Here is an 18348-nt window from a genome sequence, read left to right as displayed (position 1 = left end):
CGTCCTTCCGCCTGATCGGTGGGGTGACTTTATATACGGGCTGGCGGCGGGTTGATAGGTAGCCGCCTAAGTATTTTGTAGCGATTTTGTTGCAGGGCTGTGAAGGAATGTTACCCAGCGTCCATGAAAAAGCCCCGGTTCCTTCGAACCGGGGCTTTTTCGTTTCAGCTTTTTACATCACAGCGCCAGGGTCGGATAGTCGATGTAACCCACTGGGCCTTTGCTATAGAAAGTATCTGGGCGGGCTTCATTCAACGGCGCGTCAGCTTTCAAGCGCGCTGGCAAATCCGGGTTGGCAATGAACGGCACGCCCCACGCCACGGCATCGGCTTTGCCTTCGGCCAGCCAGGCGTTGGCGCTGTCCTTGGTGAAGCGTTCGTTGGCGATGTACACGCCGCCGAAAGCCTTCTTGAGTTGTGGACCGAGGCTGTCGCCGGCTTCTTTCTCACGGGAGCAGATAAACGCGATGCCACGCTTGCCCAGTTCGCTGGCAACGTAGGTAAAGGTTTCCGCCAAGTTGTCATCGCCCATGTCATGGGAGTCGGCGCGCGGTGCCAGGTGCACACCCACGCGGCCAGCGCCCCAGACTTCGATGGCCGCGTCGGTCACTTCCAGCAGCAGGCGTGCACGATTTTCCAGGGAGCCGCCGTACTGGTCGGTGCGCTTGTTGGTGCTGCTCTGCAGGAACTGGTCGAGCAGGTAACCGTTGGCGCCGTGGATTTCCACGCCGTCGAAACCGGCGGCCTTGGCATTCTCGGCACCGGTGCGGTAGGCGTCGACAATGTCGGCGATTTCAGCGGTTTCCAGGGCGCGTGGCGTCGGGTAGTTGGCCAATGGGCGCACCAGGCTGACGTGGCCTTTAGGCTGGATCGCGCTCGGGGCCACTGGGCTTTCGCCGCTCAGGTACGATTCATGGGAAATACGCCCCACGTGCCACAGTTGCAGGAAGATCTTGCCGCCCGCGCCATGAATCGCCTTGGTGACGTTGGCCCAGCCGCGCACCTGGTCGTTGGACCAGATACCTGGGGTGTCCGGGTAACCCACGCCCAGCGGCGTCACGGAGGTGGCTTCGCTGAGGATCAGCCCGGCGGAGGCGCGTTGCACGTAGTACTCGGCCATCAGCGCGTTGGGCACGCGACCGGCGTCGGCACGGCAGCGGGTCAGCGGCGCCATGATGATGCGGTTCGACAGTTCCAGGTCGCCCAGTTTGATCGGATCGAAAATAGTCGTCATGGGGAAAGCACCTTTGTCTTTGAAGTGGATCAGTTAGTCGCGGGGGCCAGGTCGGCATCGCCGCTCTGACGGAAAGTAATCAGGGTCACCAACAGCGCGAGGATCGCCAGGGCCGCTGCGGCCAAGGGCACGCTGGTCAGGCCGAAACCGTGGGCAATTACACTGCCACCGACCCAGGCGCCGAGGGCATTGCCGATGTTGAACGCGCCGATGTTCAGGGTGGACACCAGGTTCGGTGCGGCCTTGCCGAAGGTCACCACGTTGATCTGCAACGCAGGCACGGCGGCGAACGACGCGGTGGCCCACAGGAACAGGGTGATTTCGGTCGGGATCACGGCGACGCTGGTCCAGGTCAGTGCCGTGGAGACCACCGCCATGCTGATGAATACGCCGATCAGAGTGGCCGCCAGGCGCTTGTCCGCCAGCTTGCCGCCGATGATGTTGCCCACAGTGAGGCCCAGGCCGATCAACAGCAGGGTCCAGGTCACGCCTTTGGGCGACACGCCGGTGACATCGCCCAGCAGCGGCGCGACGTAGGTGAAGAGGGTGAACATGGACGCGGCAAACAGCGCGGTCATGCTCAACGACAGCCAGATCCCGGCGCCTTTGAGGGCGGCCAGTTCGGCGCGCATGTCGAGTTTCTCTTCATCACGCTTGGCCGGCAGGAAGCGGATCAGGCCGATCAACGCCACCACACCAATCACCGTCACCGCCCAGAAGGTCGAGCGCCAGCCGGCTTCCTGGCCCAGTGCCGTACCCAGCGGCACGCCGAGCACATTGGCCAGGGTCAGACCGGTGAACATCAAGGCCACGGCCGAAGCCCGTTTGTTGGCCGGCACCAGGTTGGCCGCTACCACTGAACCAATCCCAAAGAATGCACCGTGGCACAGCGCGGTGACCACACGGGCAAACATCAGCACGTTGTAGTCACTGGCCAGGGCGCAGAGTAGGTTGCCGATAATGAAGATGCCCATCAACGCTACCAGCGCCGCCTTGCGTGGCAGTTTGGCGGTGGCCAGTGCCATGAAGGGTGCGCCGATGGCCACGCCCAGGGCGTAGCCGGTCACCAGCCAGCCGGCGCCGGGAATCGACACACCCAAGTCCGCCGCCACATCGGGCAACAAGCCCATGATGACGAACTCGGTGGTGCCGATGGCGAAGGCGCTGAGGGCCAGTATGAGTAGCGAGAGGGGCATTAGCGTTTCCTTGTTACAACGCGGCGCTGTCGTGCGCGCTGAGTTCGGTGGTGAGCGCCGCGAGGAAGGCCTGGATGGTGTCCTCGTTGCGTTTGAAAAAGTGCCACTGGCCGGCCTTCTGGCTGCTGATCAACCCGGCGCGTTGCAGGGTGGCCAGGTGGGCCGACACGGTCGACTGGGACAAGCCGCAGCGCTGGTCGATCTGCCCGGCGCAGATGCCGTATTCGTGGTTGTGCAGTTGTTCGGGGAATTGCACTTTCGGGTCTTTCAGCCAGGTGAGGATGTCTCGTCGTACTGGGTGCGCCAGGGCTTTTATTATTTCGTCGAGGTCGATGGACATGGCAGGTGCTCGGTGTCTTGCAGCGTTATATCGCGATGAGGCGAACTTTATATCGGTCTATCCCGATAGACCAATATGATTTTGGTCTGAGCCTAGGCTCAATCGGTATATCGGGTTATAACGATACGTTGAGGGCAGTGGTAGACTGCGCACCATGAATTATCTCGCACATCTGCACCTGGGCGGCCAACTTCCTGCGCAACTGCTGGGCAGCCTCTATGGCGATTTCGTCAAAGGTCGCCTGCAGGGCCAGTTCAGCCCGCAAATCGAATCGGCGATCCAGCTGCATCGTTCCATCGACCGCTTCACCGACAGCCACCCGCTGGTGGGGGAGGCGTTGTCACGCTTCAGCCTGACCCGCAGGCGTTATGCCGGGATCGTCCTCGATGTGTTTTTCGACCACTGCCTGGCGCGGGACTGGGCCTTGTATGCCGACCAGCCCTTGGAGCGGTTTACGTCGCAGGTGTACCGCGTGCTGGCGGCCGAGCCGCAGTTGCCGGGGCGGCTGGCGCAGATTGCGCCGTATATGGCGGCAGATGATTGGTTGGGTTCGTACCGCGAGTTTGCGGTGATGGAGCAGGTGTTGCGGGGGATCTCCCGGCGGTTGACGCAGCCAGAAGAGCTGGGGTTTGCAATGCAGGAGTTGCGCGAGCTGTATGAGCCGTTGAGCGAAGACTTCCGGGTGTTCTACCCCGAACTGCAAAAATTTGCACAAGCTCAACTCACTACTCAGGTCTGAATGTGGGAGCTGGCTTGCCTGCGACTGCAGCCTGCCAGTTGATACATGTATTGCTGACCCACCGCTATCGCAGGCGAGCCAGCTCCCACATTTTGATCGGTGTTCACTTAATTCAAGCGGCGAATGCCGGCCGTGCATCAACCTCTTCTGCTTCCGGCAACGGCCCAAACAACGCCTTCTGCACTGCCTGCTGCGCCTGATACGCCAGTGCCGCACGTTCCTGCCCGGCGCAGGCAATCGGCTTGAGCACATGGATTTCCACATCGCCCTGGTCGTTGGCAAACAAGCGCATCAGGTGCGAGAGCAAATCATCGTCGCCAATAAAAGGCGCCAGCGGGTCGACTTGGCCGTCACGCAGATAACGGATCGCCACCGGTTGCAGCGACACATCCGCATCGATCGCACTGGCCAGCAAGCGCCCGTGGAAGGTGCGCAGGCTGCGCCCGTCGGTGGTGGTGCCTTCCGGGAACATCAGCAACGGATGCTCTTGCTCCAAGTGGCGCGTCATCTGCTTGCGGATCAACTGGCTGTCGCCCGAACCCCGGCGGATAAACAAGCTGCCAGCCTTGGCCGCCAACCAACCTGCCACCGGCCAGGTGCGCACTTCGGCCTTGGACAGGAATGACATCGGCGCCACGGCGCCCAGCAGCGGAATATCGGTCCAGGACACGTGATTGCTCACCCACAGCATCGGCTGCGTCGGCAACTCACCGTGCACCGTCACGCGAAAGGGCAGGGCGCTGGTCAGTCGCGCCATGAAAAACCGCGACCAACGCTGGCGCCGCACCATCGAATTGGCGATGCCCATGCGCTCGAATACCCCAAACACGCTGGCCATGCTCAAGCCCAGCGCCACCACCACCAGCACGCGGGCAATGCGCCCGTAAACCCGCAGGCGGCTCATCACATTGCAGCCTTGAAGTGGCGCGCGTAACGCGGGCACAGCTCATCGCGCTTGAGCAGGATGAACACGTCGGCCACCTGGAAATCCTCATCCCAGCACGGCTCGCCGCAGATCTTCGCACCCAGGCGCATGTACGCCTTGAGCAATGGCGGCATCTCGGCGATCACGTTGGACGGCAGGTCCAGCGCCGGCAGTGGTTTTTTCGGTTCGGCGCGCAGGTGTTCGTTGCACAGGTAGCGTTCACGCAGGCGCTGCATGATTGCGTGGGCCTGGATGCCGCCATCGTGCATCGGGATGCTCGCGCAACCCATCAGGTAGCTGTAGCCGCCCTGGTTGAGCACTTCGGCCAATTCGCCCCACAACACGGCGATGGTGCCGCCGTTGCGGTAGGCCGGGTCGACGCAGGTGCGGCCGATTTCCAGGATCGGGCCTTGCAGATGGAGCAAGCCATGCAGGCTGAATTCTTCTTCACTGTAGAACCGACCCAGGGTGCTGGCAGCCTGGTGGTCCAGCAAACGGGTGGTGGCCACCAGTCGACCGCTGTTCAAGTCCCGCACGCCGATATGGCTGCAGTGAACATCATAGTCATCCATGTCCAGGCCCAGTTCCGCGCCTTTCAGCTTGGCGTTGAATTCGCCGCTGAACACGTTGAACCGCAGGGCCTGGGCTTCCTGCAACGCCTGCGCGCCAACCAGGCGTTCGGCTTGCAGACGGCGTTCATTGCCGGTGTCGCTGATGCGGGCGATCTGAGTCATGGCGAGTCTCCGAGTGCCGGCCACGATTTCGGCCGGTCGACTTTGTTGTCCAAACTCAGGCTATGTAGGCTCGGTGTCATCTCCATGAAGTTATGGTGACGCTTGGATGACAGCCCGCGCTGTCGCAAATCTGTCATCACCCTCGGCTAGGCTCGCGGGCTTGAATGCCCCCTTGAGTCTGCGTCCATGGTCAGAGGCCTGTTGTACGTTGCCCTGCTGTTCGTCACCGTTACCGCCCACGCCGAAACATGGCCCGATAAAGACTGGGCCAAGGGCACACCGCTCTCGGGTCCCGCTGTTGATGCCCTGGAGGCCTACGCCTTCCCGGCGCGCGACGACGCCACCCGCAAAGGCATTCGCACCGATGCGTTGCTGGTGATTCGCGATGGCGAGGTGATCTACGAACGCTACGCAGCACCCACCACCGCCAGCACCCCGCACCTCACCTGGTCGGTCAGCAAAAGCCTGATGGCGACCGTACTGGGCGTGGCCTACGGCGATAACCGCTTCAAACTCACTGACCCCGCCGCGCGCTTTTACCCGCCGATGAAACAGCACCCGGCCGTGACCATGGCCGACTTGCTGCACTGGGCCTCGGGCCTCGACTGGCAGGAAGATTACGAATACGCGCCGCTGAAATCCTCGGTGGTGGCGATGCTCTACACCCGAGGCCGCGGCGACATGGCCGACTTTGCCGCCGACACCGAGGCCGCTACTGCACCGGGCCAGGTGTTCCGTTATTCCAGCGGCGACACCAATATCCTGTCCGCCACTCTTAAAGGCATGCTTGGGCACAAGGCCTATATGAGTTACCCGTGGGATGCGCTGTTCAAGCCCTTGGGCATTCGCAATGCCACCTGGGAGACCGACGCCGATGAAACCTTCGTCGCCTCGTCCTATGCCTACCTCACCGCTCGCGACTTGGCGCGTGTCGGTTTGCTGATGGCGCGGGACGGTCGCTGGGGCGATCAACAACTGCTGCCGAAAGACTGGGTCGTCTTTAATCGCCAGCCCTTCGATAAATACAAACCCGGCCAGGACGAAGCCGTCCCCGGTGGTCATTGGTGGCTCAATAAAGGCGCGTCACGACCCTGGCCCGATGCTCCCGCCGACACCTTCGCCGCCCTCGGTCATTGGGGGCAGGCGTTGTACGTGATGCCCGACGAACACTTGGTCATCGTGCGTTATGGCGATGATCGCGACGGCAGCTATCGCCATAACGAACTGCTCAAGCGCGTACTCGCGGCGGTGCAACCATGATCCGCCGTCGGCCGGTTACCAGTCTGTTTCTGCTGTTGTTGCTCGCCTTGCTGGGTTGGCTCTGGCACGAACGCGTCAACCTGCAAGCCTTCCCCGACATCATCGCGGCCTACACCGCCAAGGAGTACTGCTCGTGCCGCTATGTGGCGAACAACCCGGCGGAGTATTGCCGGGGGTATGTGAAGCAGTACGTGCCGACGAGTGCATTCAGGGATAACCCGGAGCGCAGTGAGGTGACGGCGAGTGGGTTGGGGCGCACGCATATGGCGCGGTGGTTGGGGGAGCGGCAGGGGTGTCGCCTGCTGCCGTAGGATTTACCTTCGCACGTTTCAAGCGCAACGTGCAGCGTCCTGATTTTGATGCCGCGCGCATGTAGTAATCTTGCAGGTGGCCGATGACATGGGTTGCGGCCCTTCATATGCAGAGCGGATGTTTCTGGCTCTAACGCGTGTGGCTCAACATTACTTCAGGATGATAAGAATGCGAATGGGCATGGAGAAAAGCCATTTTTTTGAGGGCTTGATGATTGGATTGTTTTTATTCTGTTTGAGCGCTTATGGTTTCCGGTCGAGCGATAACGCTGCTGTTTATATTTCTATCTGCGGGGCTAATGCACTTTTGTTCCCGTTCTCAAGGCGCGCAGTAGAAAACATTGTCTTCAGTGTTACTGGGAAACGCTTTTGGGGGTCGGATCCATTGAAGACGGCTGCATCCCATGGTGGGCACACACTGTTATGGCTGTTCTATTTTGTCTTCGCCGTTCCCCTTGGTGGGTTCTATTTGATGTGGTTGTACAGAAAAAATAATGCCCTCTAGCACGCTTTCCTTACACAAGATTCGACCCGGTTATTCATGATTTTTGGCCGCCTGGTTTTTGGCGGCACTTCCCCCTCCGACGCAAGCAAGCTTGCTCACCACAGAGAGAGGCAAGCTTCAGGAAAACCATGTAATGCCGCAAGGTTCCACAGAGTGGAACCACCTTTGATTGTCCTCCTGCCCACATCGCGGTTAGCTGGCGATGTGCAGCAAACAAGAACGGGAACACCCGCCTGTGAGGAGAATCACCATGCGCCCACACCAGCACATCCTGGATTGGCTCAGCGACGTTGCCGGCGATTTGCACGCCGTGCGCCAGGACATTCACGCCCATCCTGAACTGGGCTTTGAAGAAAACCGCACCAGTGCCCTCGTCGCCAAATCCCTGAAAGACTGGGGCTATGAGGTGCACACCGGCATCGGCAAGACCGGCGTGGTGGGCGTGCTGCGCAATGGCAGCAGTTCGCGCACCCTGGGCATCCGTGCCGACATGGACGCCTTGCCCATCATCGAAAACACCGGCGCGTCCTACACCAGCCAACACGCCGGTTGCATGCACGCCTGTGGGCATGACGGCCACACCACCATGCTGCTCGGCGCAGCGCGCTACCTGGCAGCCACGCGGCAATTTGATGGCACTTTGAACCTGATCTTCCAACCCGCCGAAGAGGGCCAGGGCGGCGCCGAAGCCATGCTGGCTGACGGTTTGCTGGAGCGTTTCCCCTGCGATGGCTTGTTTGGTATGCACAACATGCCGGGGCTGCCGGCGGGGCATCTGGGGTTGCGCGTAGGGCCAATGATGGCTTCGCAAGACTTGCTCACCGTGACCCTTGAAGGTGTTGGTGGTCACGGTTCCATGCCGCATCTGACGGTGGACCCGTTGGTGGCGGCGGCGAGCATGGTCATGGCGTTGCAGACAGTGGTGGCGCGCAATATCGACACCCAGGAAGCTGCCGTGGTCACCGTCGGTGCCCTGCAAGCGGGCCAGGCCGCCAACGTGATTCCCCAGCAGGCGCTGTTGCGTCTGAGCCTGCGCGCGCTCAATCCCAAGGTGCGTGAGCAGATGCTGGAGCGGGTGTTCGCCATCATCCACACCCAGGCCGCCAGCTTTGGCTGCACGGTGCAGATCGAACACCGCCCGGCCTATCCGGTGCTGGTCAATCACGTCGAAGAAACCGAATTCGCCCGCCAGGTCGGCGTCGCCTTGCTCGGCGCCGACGCGGTGGACGGCAACACCCGTACGCTGATGGGCAGCGAAGACTTCGCCTGGATGCTGCAACGCTGCCCCGGCAGCTATCTGTTCATCGGCAACGGCGTGTCGCGGCCGATGGTGCATAACCCCGCCTATGACTTCAACGACGACATCCTGCTGACTGGCGCCGCCTACTGGGGCGCGCTGGCCGAGAGCTGGCTCAAGCCTGCTTGACGACCTTCTTTTTCTGCCGCTGGACCCTTTCCCTCGATCGGTTGAATGGAGTGTTCCTCATGCAGACTGCAAAACCAGGTGTGTCCCGCACCCGCCAAGTGGTGGCGGCCGTGATCGGCAATGCGCTGGAATGGTATGACTTCATTGTCTACGGCTTTCTGGCGAGCATCATTGCCCGACAGTTTTTTCCTTCTGATGACGAGTACGCCTCGCTGTTGATGGCCTTGGCCACTTTCGGCGTGGGCTTTTTCATGCGCCCGGTGGGGGGCATCCTGCTGGGGATGTATTCCGACCGCAAAGGCCGCAAGGCCGCGATGCAGTTGATTATCCGGCTGATGACCGTGTCCATCGCGTTGATCGCCTTTGCGCCCAACTACGCCGCCATCGGCATGGGCGCGCCGTTGTTGATCGTGGTGGCGCGCATGCTTCAAGGGTTTGCCACCGGCGGTGAATACGCGAGTGCTACGGCGTTCCTGGTGGAAAGCGCGCCAGCCCATCGCAAGGGCTTATATGGCTCTTGGCAGTTGGTGGGGCAGTGCCTGGCGGTGTTTGGTGGCGCGGCGATGGTGGCTGCGGTCACGCACTTCTTTTCGCCGGAAACCCTCGACCTGTGGGGTTGGCGTCTGCCGTTCGTGTTCGGTTTGCTGATTGGCCCGGTGGGCCTGTGGATTCGTCGGCACATGGAAGACCCGGAAGAATTCATCGAGGCACGCAAACAGGCGACCGGCCCGGCGCCGAGCCTGATGCAGGTGGTGCGCGAGCATCGGCGCAGCATCCTCGTGTCCATGGGCCTGGCCTGTGGCGCGACGGTGTCGTTCTATGTGGTGCTGGTGAACATGCCGACCTTCGCCCACAAAAGCCTTGGTCTGCCGCTGGACCAGGTGTTGATGGTGCAGATGTTCGCGGTGGCGCTGATGACCGTGGTGATTCCGCTGTCTGGTTTGTTGTCGGACCGCCTGGGACGGCGGCCGGTGTTGATGGCGTTCACCCTGGCGTTTTTTGTGATGGTCTATCCGCTGTATGTTTGGGTCGCCGCCGCGCCGTCCATCGAGCGTCTGCTGGTGATGCAAGTGATGCTGTGCACCGCCATCGGTGGGTTCTTCGGCCCGGCGCCGACCGCACTGGCCGAGCAGTTTCCCATCGAAGTTCGCTCGACCGGTGTATCGGTCGCCTATAACGTGGCGGTTATGGTGTTCGGCGGTTTTGCGCCGCTGATCGTCACTTGGCTGACCAAAGTGCTGGGCACGCCCGTCGCGCCCTCCTTCTATGTATTGTTCGCTTGCGTGCTGACGCTGCTGGGCACCTACTGCATGCATGAGGCGCCGCGGGCACAGAAAACGCTGCCGTTTTCCAAAGAGGTGAAGCCTTGAGTATTGTTGATTGGGATGCCACCGAACTGTCGCGGGCGATCCACGCACGGCAGGTGTCGTGCGAAGAGGTGATGCAGGCGTATTTGGCGCAGATCCAGCGCTTCAATCCGAGCGTGAATGCGCTGGTGTCGCTGCGCGACGCTGATGACGTGTTGGCCGAGGCGCGGGTACGTGATCGCGAGTTGGACCAAGGCCAGTCGCGCGGCTGGATGCACGGCATGCCCCAGGCGATCAAGGACCTTGCTGCTACCCAAGGCTTGCGCACCACCTTGGGCTCTCCGCTGTTCGCCGAGCACGTGCCCAGCGAAGACGCCATCAGCGTGGCGCGCGTGCGGGGCAGTGGCGCGATCATCATCGGCAAGAGCAACGTGCCGGAGTTCGGCCTCGGTTCGCAGACCTACAACACGCTGTTCGGCACCACCGGCAATGCTTACGACCCCAGCCTCGTCGCGGGCGGCAGCAGCGGCGGGGCGGCGGTGGCCCTGGCACTGCGCATGCTGCCGGTGGCTGACGGCAGCGACATGATGGGTTCGCTGCGCAACCCGGCGGCGTTCAATAACGTGTTTGGCTTGCGCCCGTCCCAAGGCCGAGTGCCTTACGGACCGACCCCGGAACTGTTCGTGCAGCAACTGGGCACCGAAGGCCCGATGGGCCGCAGCGTGACGGATGTGGCGCGGCTGTTGAGCATCCAGGCGGGTTACGACCCGCGAGTGCCGTTGTCGTCCAAGGAGGACCCGGCGATGTTCGGCCAGCCCTTGCAGCGTGATTTCAAGGGGGCGCGCCTGGGCTGGCTGGGGGATTACAACGGCTATCTACCAATGGAAGACGGCGTGCTGAGCCTGTGCGAATCGGCCCTCGGCGATTTCACTGCATTGGGCTGCACGGTGGAAAGCTGCCAGCCGGACTTTTCCATGGCGCGGCTGTGGCGCAGCTGGTTGGTGCATCGCCACTGGCTGGTGCACGGCAACCTCGGCGCGGCCTACGCCAACCCGCAGAAACGCGCACTGCTCAAGCCCGAAGCGCAATGGGAAGTGGAGGGTGGCCTGGGGTTGACGGCCCAGCAGGTGTACCAGGCATCGCTGGATCGCAGCGAGTGGTATCGCGCCCTCGCCAAGCTGTTCGAACGTTACGATTTTCTGCTTCTGCCCACCGCCCAAGTGTTCCCTTTCGATGCACAGCAGCCCTGGCCGCGCCTCGTTGGCGGGCGTGAAATGGACACCTACCACCGCTGGATGGAAGGGGTCATCGGCCCGACCCTGGCCGGGCTGCCGAGCATGAGCGTGCCGGTGGGCTTTAACCCCCAGGGCCTGCCCATGGGCGTGCAGATCATCGGCCCGGCCCAGGCGGATCGGGCGGTGCTGCAATTGGCCTATGCTCATGAACAGCTGACGCAATGGGTGCAGCGTCGGCCGCCGACGTGCCTGGCATCGACGGGTTGAGCTGCGACCGGGCCTGTATCTTGCTGTGAACAATGATCATCCACCGGCAACAGGGAGATCGAACATGGAGACAGGCACCGTACGCTCGGTCGAGCGCGCACTGGCGATCGTCGAGTTGCTGGGCGCGCACCAGGCTCTGGGGCTGGAGGAGTTGCACTACCTCACACGCCTGCCCAAGGCCACGGTGTCGCGCATGTTGCTGACGTTGCAGGAGCAGGGCTGGGTCTATCGCGGCTTGAGCGATCGTCGTTACCGCCTGCGCGCTCAACGTCTGTTCGGCGACACCCAGCAACGCTTCAAGCGCCAAGTCGTGGAAAGCGCGGCGCCGTGGTTGCTGGAGCTCAGCGAACGCACCGGGCTGGTGGTGGATTTGTCCTGCTTTGACGGCGAGCGCCTGGAAGTCATGGAGAGCGCGATCCCCAGCGTGTTGCGCAAGCTCTATCCGAACAATTGCCAGATCGTCGGCCAGCACGCCAGCCTGTTTCATTCCGCGATGGGCAAGGCCTGCCTCACCCAATTGCCGGCCGAAGAGGTGCAACGGTTGGCGGGTCGCGACCATGTGGCGGCGGACGAGCAATACCAGGCCTGCGAGCAAACCCAGCACCAGGGCTTCGGCCAGCGCACCGAGGGTTATTGGGAGTATCCGGTGCGTTTACCGTTTCTGATTCGCGCCGTCGCCCTGCCGGTGCGCGTCAATGGTCGTCTGGTTGGGAGCATGGCGCTGCATTGGCCGATGCATCAGGCGCCAGTGGAGCGGGTGTTGAACCTGCACATGGCCAGCCTGGAAGAGACGGTGCGCGAAGTGCAGCGCGCATTGGCGTAACCCTCGCGATCCGGTTAAGGTTCGTTCAGGTTTTTCGCCCCACGAGTCTTCAATGTTCAACGCTTCTGTGATCAAACCCCTGGCCTTCGCCCTGTTGGCCGCCGCTGCTGTGCCTGCCCATGCCGACTGGTATCTGGATAACGAATCGTCGCGTCTGTCGTTCGTCACCACCAAGAACACCGAAATTGCCGAAGTGCAGCGCTTCCTGGTGTTGCACGGCAAGGTCGACAGCAAGGGCGCGGCGCAACTGGAGGTGGAGCTGGAGTCCGTCAACAGCGGCATCCCGCTGCGTGACGAGCGCATGCGCAATCAATTGTTCGAGATCAAGACCTTTCCCGATGCGCTGATCAACGCGCAGATCAACCTGCAGCCGATCAATGATTTGGCTCCCGGCGCACAATTGGAGTTGCGCCTGCCGTTGTCCGTGACCCTGCACGGCAAAACCCAAACCTACAGCGCCGAGTTGTTGGCCACGCGGTTGGACGACCGACGCTTCCAGGTAGTGACTCTGGAACCGCTGGTGATGCATGCCGAGGACTTTGACCTGGCGCCGGGTGTGGCGGCGTTGCGCAAAGCGGCGGGGCTCAAGTCGATCAGTCTGTCAGTGCCGGTGGGTGCGGTGCTGATCTTCACGGCGCGCTGATATGAGCGGCGCGGTGTTCCCCTGGCGCAGCGCCAACCGTTTCGAATTGCTGATCGACGGGCCGAATTTCTTCCCGCAGATGCTGGTGGGCATTGCCCGGGCGGAGCGCCAGGTTGACCTGGAGTTGTACCTGGTCGAAGCCGGCGCCTGCGCTGAAGAAATGGTTAAAGCCCTGGTGCAGGCTGCCGAACGCGGTGTGCGGGTGCGTTGCCTGTTCGATGATTACGGCAGCTTGGCGTTTACCCTCGGGCTGCGCAAACGCCTGACCGATGCCGGGGTGGAGTTGCGGTTCTACAATCGCCTGAGTTGGCGCCGCTGGATGCGCAACTTGTATCGTGACCATCGCAAGCTGTTGCTGATCGACCAGGTAATCGCAGTGGTCGGCGGCACGGGTGTAACAGATGAGTTCTGGACGCCGGGGCAGGACACCGCCGACTGGCATGAAGTGATGGTGCAGATCAGTGGCCCGTTGGTGCTGGATTGGCAGGCGCTGTTCGATCGCCAATGGCACGCCAATGCCGCGCGCCGTGAGTGGAAACCCGCCACTCATTTCGGTTTGCCGCGTTTGCCCAAGGTGCCGGCCACCGGCCCAGGCCTGGGGCGCGTGGCCTATGCCGATGCCCGCCAGCACCGGGATATCCTGCAATCGCTGATCCGCGCCTTGAACAGCAGCCAGCAGCGTATCTGGCTGGCTACTCCGTACTTCCTGCCGACCTGGAGCGTGCGCCGTGCCTTGCGCCGTGCCGCCGGGCGCGGCGTCGATGTGCGCTTGCTGCTCACCGGCCCGCGTACCGATCACCCGTCCGTGCGTTACGCCGGGCACCGTTATTACCCGCGCTTGCTGCGCGCGGGTGTGCAGATCTTTGAATACCAGCCGTGCTTTCTGCACTTGAAAATGGTGCTGGTGGACGACTGGGTGAGCATCGGCTCCTGCAACTTTGACCACTGGAATTTGCGCTTCAACCTGGAAGCCAACCTGGAAGCGCTGGACCCTGAATTGACGCGGGCGGTGGTGGGCAGTTTCGAGCGGGATTTCGAGCAGAGCCTGGCAGTGAGCCTGGAGGCGTGGAAGTCGCGGCCGTTGTGGCGGCGGGTGAAGCAGCGGGTGTGGGGGTGGATTGATCGGTTGGTGGTGAATTTGCTCGACCGACGGGGCTAGTTAGAGTGCCGCTAATCCAATGTGGGAGCTGGCTTGCCTGCGAAGGCGGCCTTATTGGCGACCACAATCTAACTGTCACCCCGTGATCTAACTGTAGGAGCTGGCTTGCCAGCGATGGCGGTGGTGCGGTGTACATATCCGTTATTTGGGTAACGGCTGCTATGGGGGCCGCCCTTACGGCGGCTCACCTTTGAACAGCCGGAATGCCGGCCCAGTCAAAAGTAAGCAAAACGCTCTTGCCCCAACACTCGGCACCTCGCCTAGGCTCGGTGTGCCCGTAATCCGACAGGGATTTGGGCCAGCGTGTTTGACGGGGCGCCTGAGATCAAAAGCAGGATCAACATCAAGAGCAAGAGCGGCTCGCTTCGCATCGTGGTTGGTGTTGGGGGGGGACAACGTTGTATTGATACCTATGCTGCGATAGCAGTGGTGAATTTTCCACCGCTATCGCAGGCAAGCCAGCTCCCACATTGACTGTGTTTACAGCTTTAGATCAGAGCAGTTCGAAGGTCTGTTGCTGCACATCCTGGGAATCCAACCCGATCTGCACATTGAACTCACCCGGTTCCGCCGCGAACTTGAGCTGAGTGTTGTAGAACTTCAAGTCTTCCTCGGTGATGGTGAAGTGCAATGTGCGCTCTTCACCCGCCTTGAGCATGATCTTCTGGAAGTTCTTCAGCTCCTTGATCGGGCGGATCATCGAGCCGGCCACGTCCTGGATATACAACTGCACCACGGTTTCGCCGTCCACCTTGCCGGTGTTGGTCACGGTCACGCTGGCGTCAAGCTTGCCGGTCTTGTTCAGGGTAGTGGACGACAGCGCCATGTCCGACAGACTGAACGTGGTGTAGCTCAAGCCGTAGCCAAACGGGAACAGGGGGCCTGTGGTGTCATCGAAGTACTGCGAGGTGTAGTTGCCCGGCTTGCCCGGGGTGAACGGCCGGCCGATGGTCAGGTGGTTGTAGTAGGTCGGAATCTGCCCCACCGAACGTGGGAAGGTGATCGGCAGCTTGCCCGACGGGTTGTAGTCACCAAACAGCACGTCGGCAATCGCGTTGCCACCTTCGGTGCCGGCGAACCAGGTTTCCAGGATCGCGTCGGCTTGTTGGTTCTCTTCGAGAATCGACAGGGGACGACCGTTCATCAGCACCAGGACCAGCGGCTTGCCGGTGGCCTTCAGGGCCTTGATCAGGTCGCGCTGGCTTTGCGGGATGTTCAGGTCGGTGCGGCTGGAGGATTCGTGGGACATGCCACGTGATTCGCCCACGGCAGCGACTACGACATCGGCATCCTTGGCGGCTTTGACGGCCTCGTCGATCATCACCTGGGCTGGGCGGGTGTCATCCACCACTTCCGGGGCATCGAAGTTGAGGAAGTTCAGGTAGTCGACCACGGCCTTGTCGTTGGTGATGTTGGCGCCACGGGCATAGATGATCTTGCCTTTTTCGCCGATCACCGCGTTCAAACCGTCGAGCAGGGTCACCGATTGTTCCGGTTTACCGGCGGCGGCCCAACTGCCCATCATGTCGATCGGTGCTTTAGCCAGCGGGCCGACCAGGGCGATGGTCGCGGATTTTTTCAGCGGCAGGGTGTTGTTCTGGTTTTTCAGCAAGACCAGGCTGCGGCGTGCAATATCACGGGCTTCGGCGCGATGCAGGCGGCTTTCGGCGTAGGTGTCGGCCGGGTCATCCTCGGCCTTGCCGATGCGCAGGTACGGGTCCTTGAACAGGCCCATGTCGTACTTGGCGCCGAGCACTTCGCGCACGGCGTTGTCGATGTCGCTCTGTTCGATCTCGCCGGACTTGAGCAGCCCCGGCAATTCCTTGCCATACAGCGAGTCGTTCATGCTCATGTCGATGCCGGCCTTGATCGCCAGCTTGGCGGCTTCACGTCCGTCCTTGGCCACGCCGTGCTTGATCAGCTCGAAGATCGCGCCGTGGTCGCTGACGGCCAGGCCCTTGAAGCCCCAGTCCTTGCGCAGCAGGTCGTTCATCAGCCAGGTGTTGGCGGTGGCGGGCACGCCGTTGATCGAGTTCAACGCCACCATCACGCCGCCGGAACCGGCCTTGATGGCCGCGTGGTAAGGCGGCAGGTAGTCCTGGTACATCTTGACCGGGCTCATGTCGACCACGTTGTAGTCGCGGCCGCCTTCCACTGCGCCATACAGGGCGAAGTGCTTGACGCTGGCCATGATGCTGTCGGCATTCGCGGCGCTTACGCCCTGGAACGCCTTGACCATCACTTCGGCAATGCGCGAGACCAGGTAGGTGTCTTCACCGAAGCCTTCGGAGGTGCGGCCCCAGCGCGGGTCGCGGGAGATGTCGACCATTGGCGCAAAGGTGATGTCGAGGCTGTCGGCGGCGGCTTCCTGGGCGGCGATGCGCCCGGAGCGGCCGATGGCGTCCATGTCCCAGCTGGACGCGAGGGCCAGGCTGATCGGGAAAATCGTGCGGTGGCCGTGGATCACGTCGTAGGCGAAGAACATCGGGATCTTCAGGCGGCTGCGCATGGCCGCGTCCTGCATTGGACGGTTTTCCGGGCGGGTGATGGAGTTGAACGTGCCACCGATGCGGCCGGCGGCGATTTCCTTGCGGATCAGCTCGCGGGGCATCTCGGGGCCGATGCTGATCAGACGCAATTGGCCGATCTTTTCATCCAGGGTCATCTGCTTGAGCAGGTCGCTGACGAAGGCCTCCTTGTCTTTAAGCGCAGCAGGCTTTGTTTCTGCCCATACGGGGTGACTGGCCAGAGTGGCAACAAGGCCGAGCAAACACAGCTTTTTCATGAATATCCTTTTTCGGCTCACTGCACAGCGAAAATGCGCTGATCTGCCAAAATGTGGGGAACATATGTTGTTGTTCGAGTGTTATTGCAGAAAATGCACCACACTTCTGAACTCTTATTTGTGCTGGGCATCTTTTTAGCTGATTGATCTGATGCAATCCAGTCGCCGCAGCGGATTATGCCTTACCGTTGCCACATTCCACCAAGGTTCGCCAGGAGAAACACCATGCAAGCAGCACAAGGCTACCGCTGGGGCGTGAAAGCCGCAGTTTTGTTACTGATTAGTACCGTATTGAGCGGTTGCGGCATCAACAACATTCCCACACTGGATGAACAGGCCAAAGCCGCCTGGGGCCAGGTGCAAAACCAGTACCAACGCCGCGCCGACCTGATCCCCAACCTGGTGGAGGTGGTCAAGGGCTACGCCGCCCATGAGCAAGACACCCTCACCGCCGTGATTGAAGCGCGGGCCAAGGCCACTTCGATCCAGGTGGATGCGAGCACCCTCGACAACCCGGAAAAACTCAAGCAGTTCCAGCAGGCCCAGGACGGCTTGAGCGGCGCACTCAGCCGTTTGATGGTGGTTTCCGAACGCTACCCGGACCTGAAGGCCAACCAGAACTTCCTGGCCCTGCAATCACAGCTTGAAGGCACCGAAAACCGTATTGCCGTGGCCCGTCGCGACTTTATCCAGGCGGTGCAGGCCTACAACACCGAGATCCGTACGTTCCCTGGCCGCCTGTGGCACAGCGTGATGTACAGCGACTTGCCGATCCGCGCCACGTTTGAAGCCACCAGTGCCGATGCCGATAAAGCGCCGCAAGTGAAGTTCAAATAAGGCTGCACTGAGGTGTCGATGCGTTTATTACGGATAGGTCTGGCGCTGTGGCTGTTGGCCTGCGTCGGTGCGGCCCAGGCGGCGCTGACCTTCCCGGCGCTGACCGGGCGGGTGGTGGACAACGCCCAAATGATCGACCCGGCCACGCGCCAGCAACTGACCCAGCAGTTGCAGGCACTGGAGCAGACGTCCGGCGACCAGATCGTGGTGGTCACCGTGCCCGACCTGCAAGGCGTGCCCATTGAAGACTTCGGTTACCAATTGGGCCGCGAGTGGGGCATCGGCCAGAAGGGCAAGGACAACGGCGCGCTGTTGATCGTTGCCCGCGATGAGCGCAAATTGCGCATCGAAGTCGGCTATGGGCTGGAAGGTGTACTCACGGATGCGCAGTCGTGGGTGATCATTAACCAAGTGATTGCGCCGGCGTTCAAGGCCGGCAACTACAGCAAAGGCATCAGCGACGGCGTGGCCGCGATGGTGCAGGTGGTGGGCGGCGAGCCACTGGCCGTGCCGGTCCATGTGGCGGATGCCAACTTTGCCAAGGATAATCCCGGGTTTTCCATCGGCTTGTTTATCCTGCTGATCGGCGTGTTGTGGCTATGCAATCGCATGGGCCTGCCGGT

The 18348-nt window shown here is 61.6% G+C and carries 17 protein-coding genes; 11 read left to right on the top strand and 6 right to left on the bottom strand.

What is annotated here, in order from left to right:
• Positions 1-177: 177 nt before the first annotated feature.
• The 3 genes from WH299_RS25170 to WH299_RS25160 are packed head-to-tail and all read right to left on the bottom strand — an operon-like array spanning position 178 to position 2769.
• Positions 178-1233, bottom strand: coding sequence for an alkene reductase (locus WH299_RS25170; RefSeq protein ID WP_122724773.1), 1056 nt, complete (start codon positions 1231-1233; stop codon positions 178-180).
• 29 nt (positions 1234-1262) lie between these two features.
• Positions 1263-2429: an MFS transporter gene (locus WH299_RS25165; protein ID WP_038849807.1), complete on the bottom strand. Its 1167-nt coding sequence runs from the start codon at positions 2427-2429 to the stop codon at positions 1263-1265.
• 13 nt (positions 2430-2442) lie between these two features.
• Positions 2443-2769 (bottom strand): ArsR/SmtB family transcription factor, encoded by a 327-nt coding sequence (locus tag WH299_RS25160; protein WP_016975101.1) that lies wholly within the window; start codon positions 2767-2769, stop codon positions 2443-2445.
• 154 nt (positions 2770-2923) lie between these two features.
• Between WH299_RS25160 and WH299_RS25155 the strand changes: the two genes are divergently transcribed.
• Positions 2924-3508, top strand: coding sequence for an acyl carrier protein phosphodiesterase (locus tag WH299_RS25155; RefSeq protein ID WP_122724777.1), 585 nt, complete (start codon positions 2924-2926; stop codon positions 3506-3508).
• A gap of 112 nt (positions 3509-3620) precedes the next feature.
• Here WH299_RS25155 and WH299_RS25150 read toward each other — a convergent pair whose 3' ends face one another.
• Together WH299_RS25150 and olsB are read right to left on the bottom strand one after the other, a co-directional pair.
• On the bottom strand, positions 3621-4412 hold the full coding sequence (locus tag WH299_RS25150; RefSeq protein WP_122724779.1) for a lysophospholipid acyltransferase family protein: 792 nt from the start codon (positions 4410-4412) through the stop codon (positions 3621-3623).
• The gene (olsB, locus tag WH299_RS25145; RefSeq protein WP_003172415.1) at positions 4412-5167 is read right to left on the bottom strand and encodes an L-ornithine N(alpha)-acyltransferase; all 756 of its coding nucleotides are present in this window, start codon (positions 5165-5167) and stop codon (positions 4412-4414) included. The genes WH299_RS25150 and olsB overlap by 1 nt, the downstream gene beginning before the upstream one ends.
• 186 nt (positions 5168-5353) lie before the next feature.
• Between olsB and WH299_RS25140 the strand changes: the two genes are divergently transcribed.
• The 8 genes from WH299_RS25140 to WH299_RS25105 all read left to right on the top strand — a co-directional run bounded on the left by WH299_RS25140 (position 5354) and on the right by WH299_RS25105 (position 14103).
• Positions 5354-6427, top strand: a complete 1074-nt coding sequence (locus tag WH299_RS25140; protein WP_339551609.1) for a serine hydrolase domain-containing protein — start codon at positions 5354-5356, stop codon at positions 6425-6427.
• Entirely contained in the window at positions 6424-6738 is a 315-nt protein-coding gene (locus tag WH299_RS25135) for an amidase (protein WP_339551607.1), read from the top strand. Before WH299_RS25140 ends, WH299_RS25135 begins: the two co-directional genes overlap by 4 nt.
• Positions 6739-7493: 755 nt before the next feature.
• Positions 7494-8669 (top strand): M20 aminoacylase family protein, encoded by a 1176-nt coding sequence (locus tag WH299_RS25130; protein WP_339551605.1) that lies wholly within the window; start codon positions 7494-7496, stop codon positions 8667-8669.
• Between the two features lie 59 nt (positions 8670-8728).
• Positions 8729-10039 carry a citrate-proton symporter gene (locus WH299_RS25125; protein ID WP_339551604.1) on the top strand — a complete coding sequence of 437 codons (1311 nt, stop codon included), beginning with the start codon at positions 8729-8731 and terminating at the stop codon, positions 10037-10039.
• Positions 10036-11478: an amidase gene (locus tag WH299_RS25120; protein WP_123476439.1), complete on the top strand. Its 1443-nt coding sequence runs from the start codon at positions 10036-10038 to the stop codon at positions 11476-11478. Before WH299_RS25125 ends, WH299_RS25120 begins: the two co-directional genes overlap by 4 nt.
• A 64-nt stretch (positions 11479-11542) precedes the next feature.
• On the top strand, positions 11543-12301 hold the full coding sequence (locus WH299_RS25115; RefSeq protein ID WP_028619291.1) for an IclR family transcriptional regulator: 759 nt from the start codon (positions 11543-11545) through the stop codon (positions 12299-12301).
• Positions 12302-12353: 52 nt separating this feature from the next.
• Complete coding sequence (locus WH299_RS25110; protein ID WP_016975110.1) at positions 12354-12944, top strand: YceI family protein; 591 nt, start codon at positions 12354-12356, stop codon at positions 12942-12944.
• Between the two features lies 1 nt (position 12945).
• Positions 12946-14103: a phospholipase D-like domain-containing protein gene (locus tag WH299_RS25105; RefSeq protein ID WP_122724791.1), complete on the top strand. Its 1158-nt coding sequence runs from the start codon at positions 12946-12948 to the stop codon at positions 14101-14103.
• A 493-nt stretch (positions 14104-14596) separates the two neighbouring features.
• On the opposite strand, the gene bglX is transcribed toward WH299_RS25105, so the two are convergent.
• Positions 14597-16888 carry a beta-glucosidase BglX gene (gene bglX / locus WH299_RS25100; protein WP_339551603.1) on the bottom strand — a complete coding sequence of 764 codons (2292 nt, stop codon included), beginning with the start codon at positions 16886-16888 and terminating at the stop codon, positions 14597-14599.
• 225 nt (positions 16889-17113) lie between these two features.
• Here bglX and WH299_RS25095 point away from each other — a divergent pair, with 225 nt between their 5' ends.
• Together WH299_RS25095 and WH299_RS25090 are read left to right on the top strand one after the other, a co-directional pair.
• Positions 17114-17725: a LemA family protein gene (locus WH299_RS25095; protein WP_028619295.1), complete on the top strand. Its 612-nt coding sequence runs from the start codon at positions 17114-17116 to the stop codon at positions 17723-17725.
• 18 nt (positions 17726-17743) lie between these two features.
• A partial coding sequence (locus WH299_RS25090; protein WP_339551602.1) for a TPM domain-containing protein occupies positions 17744-18348 on the top strand: 605 nt, incomplete at its 3' end.

The organism is Pseudomonas sp. MYb541, from assembly GCF_037479595.1.
Lineage (GTDB): Bacteria > Pseudomonadota > Gammaproteobacteria > Pseudomonadales > Pseudomonadaceae > Aquipseudomonas > Aquipseudomonas canadensis.
Note: the sequence above shows the minus strand (reverse complement) of the source record. Positions and strands in the feature narration are given on the sequence as shown.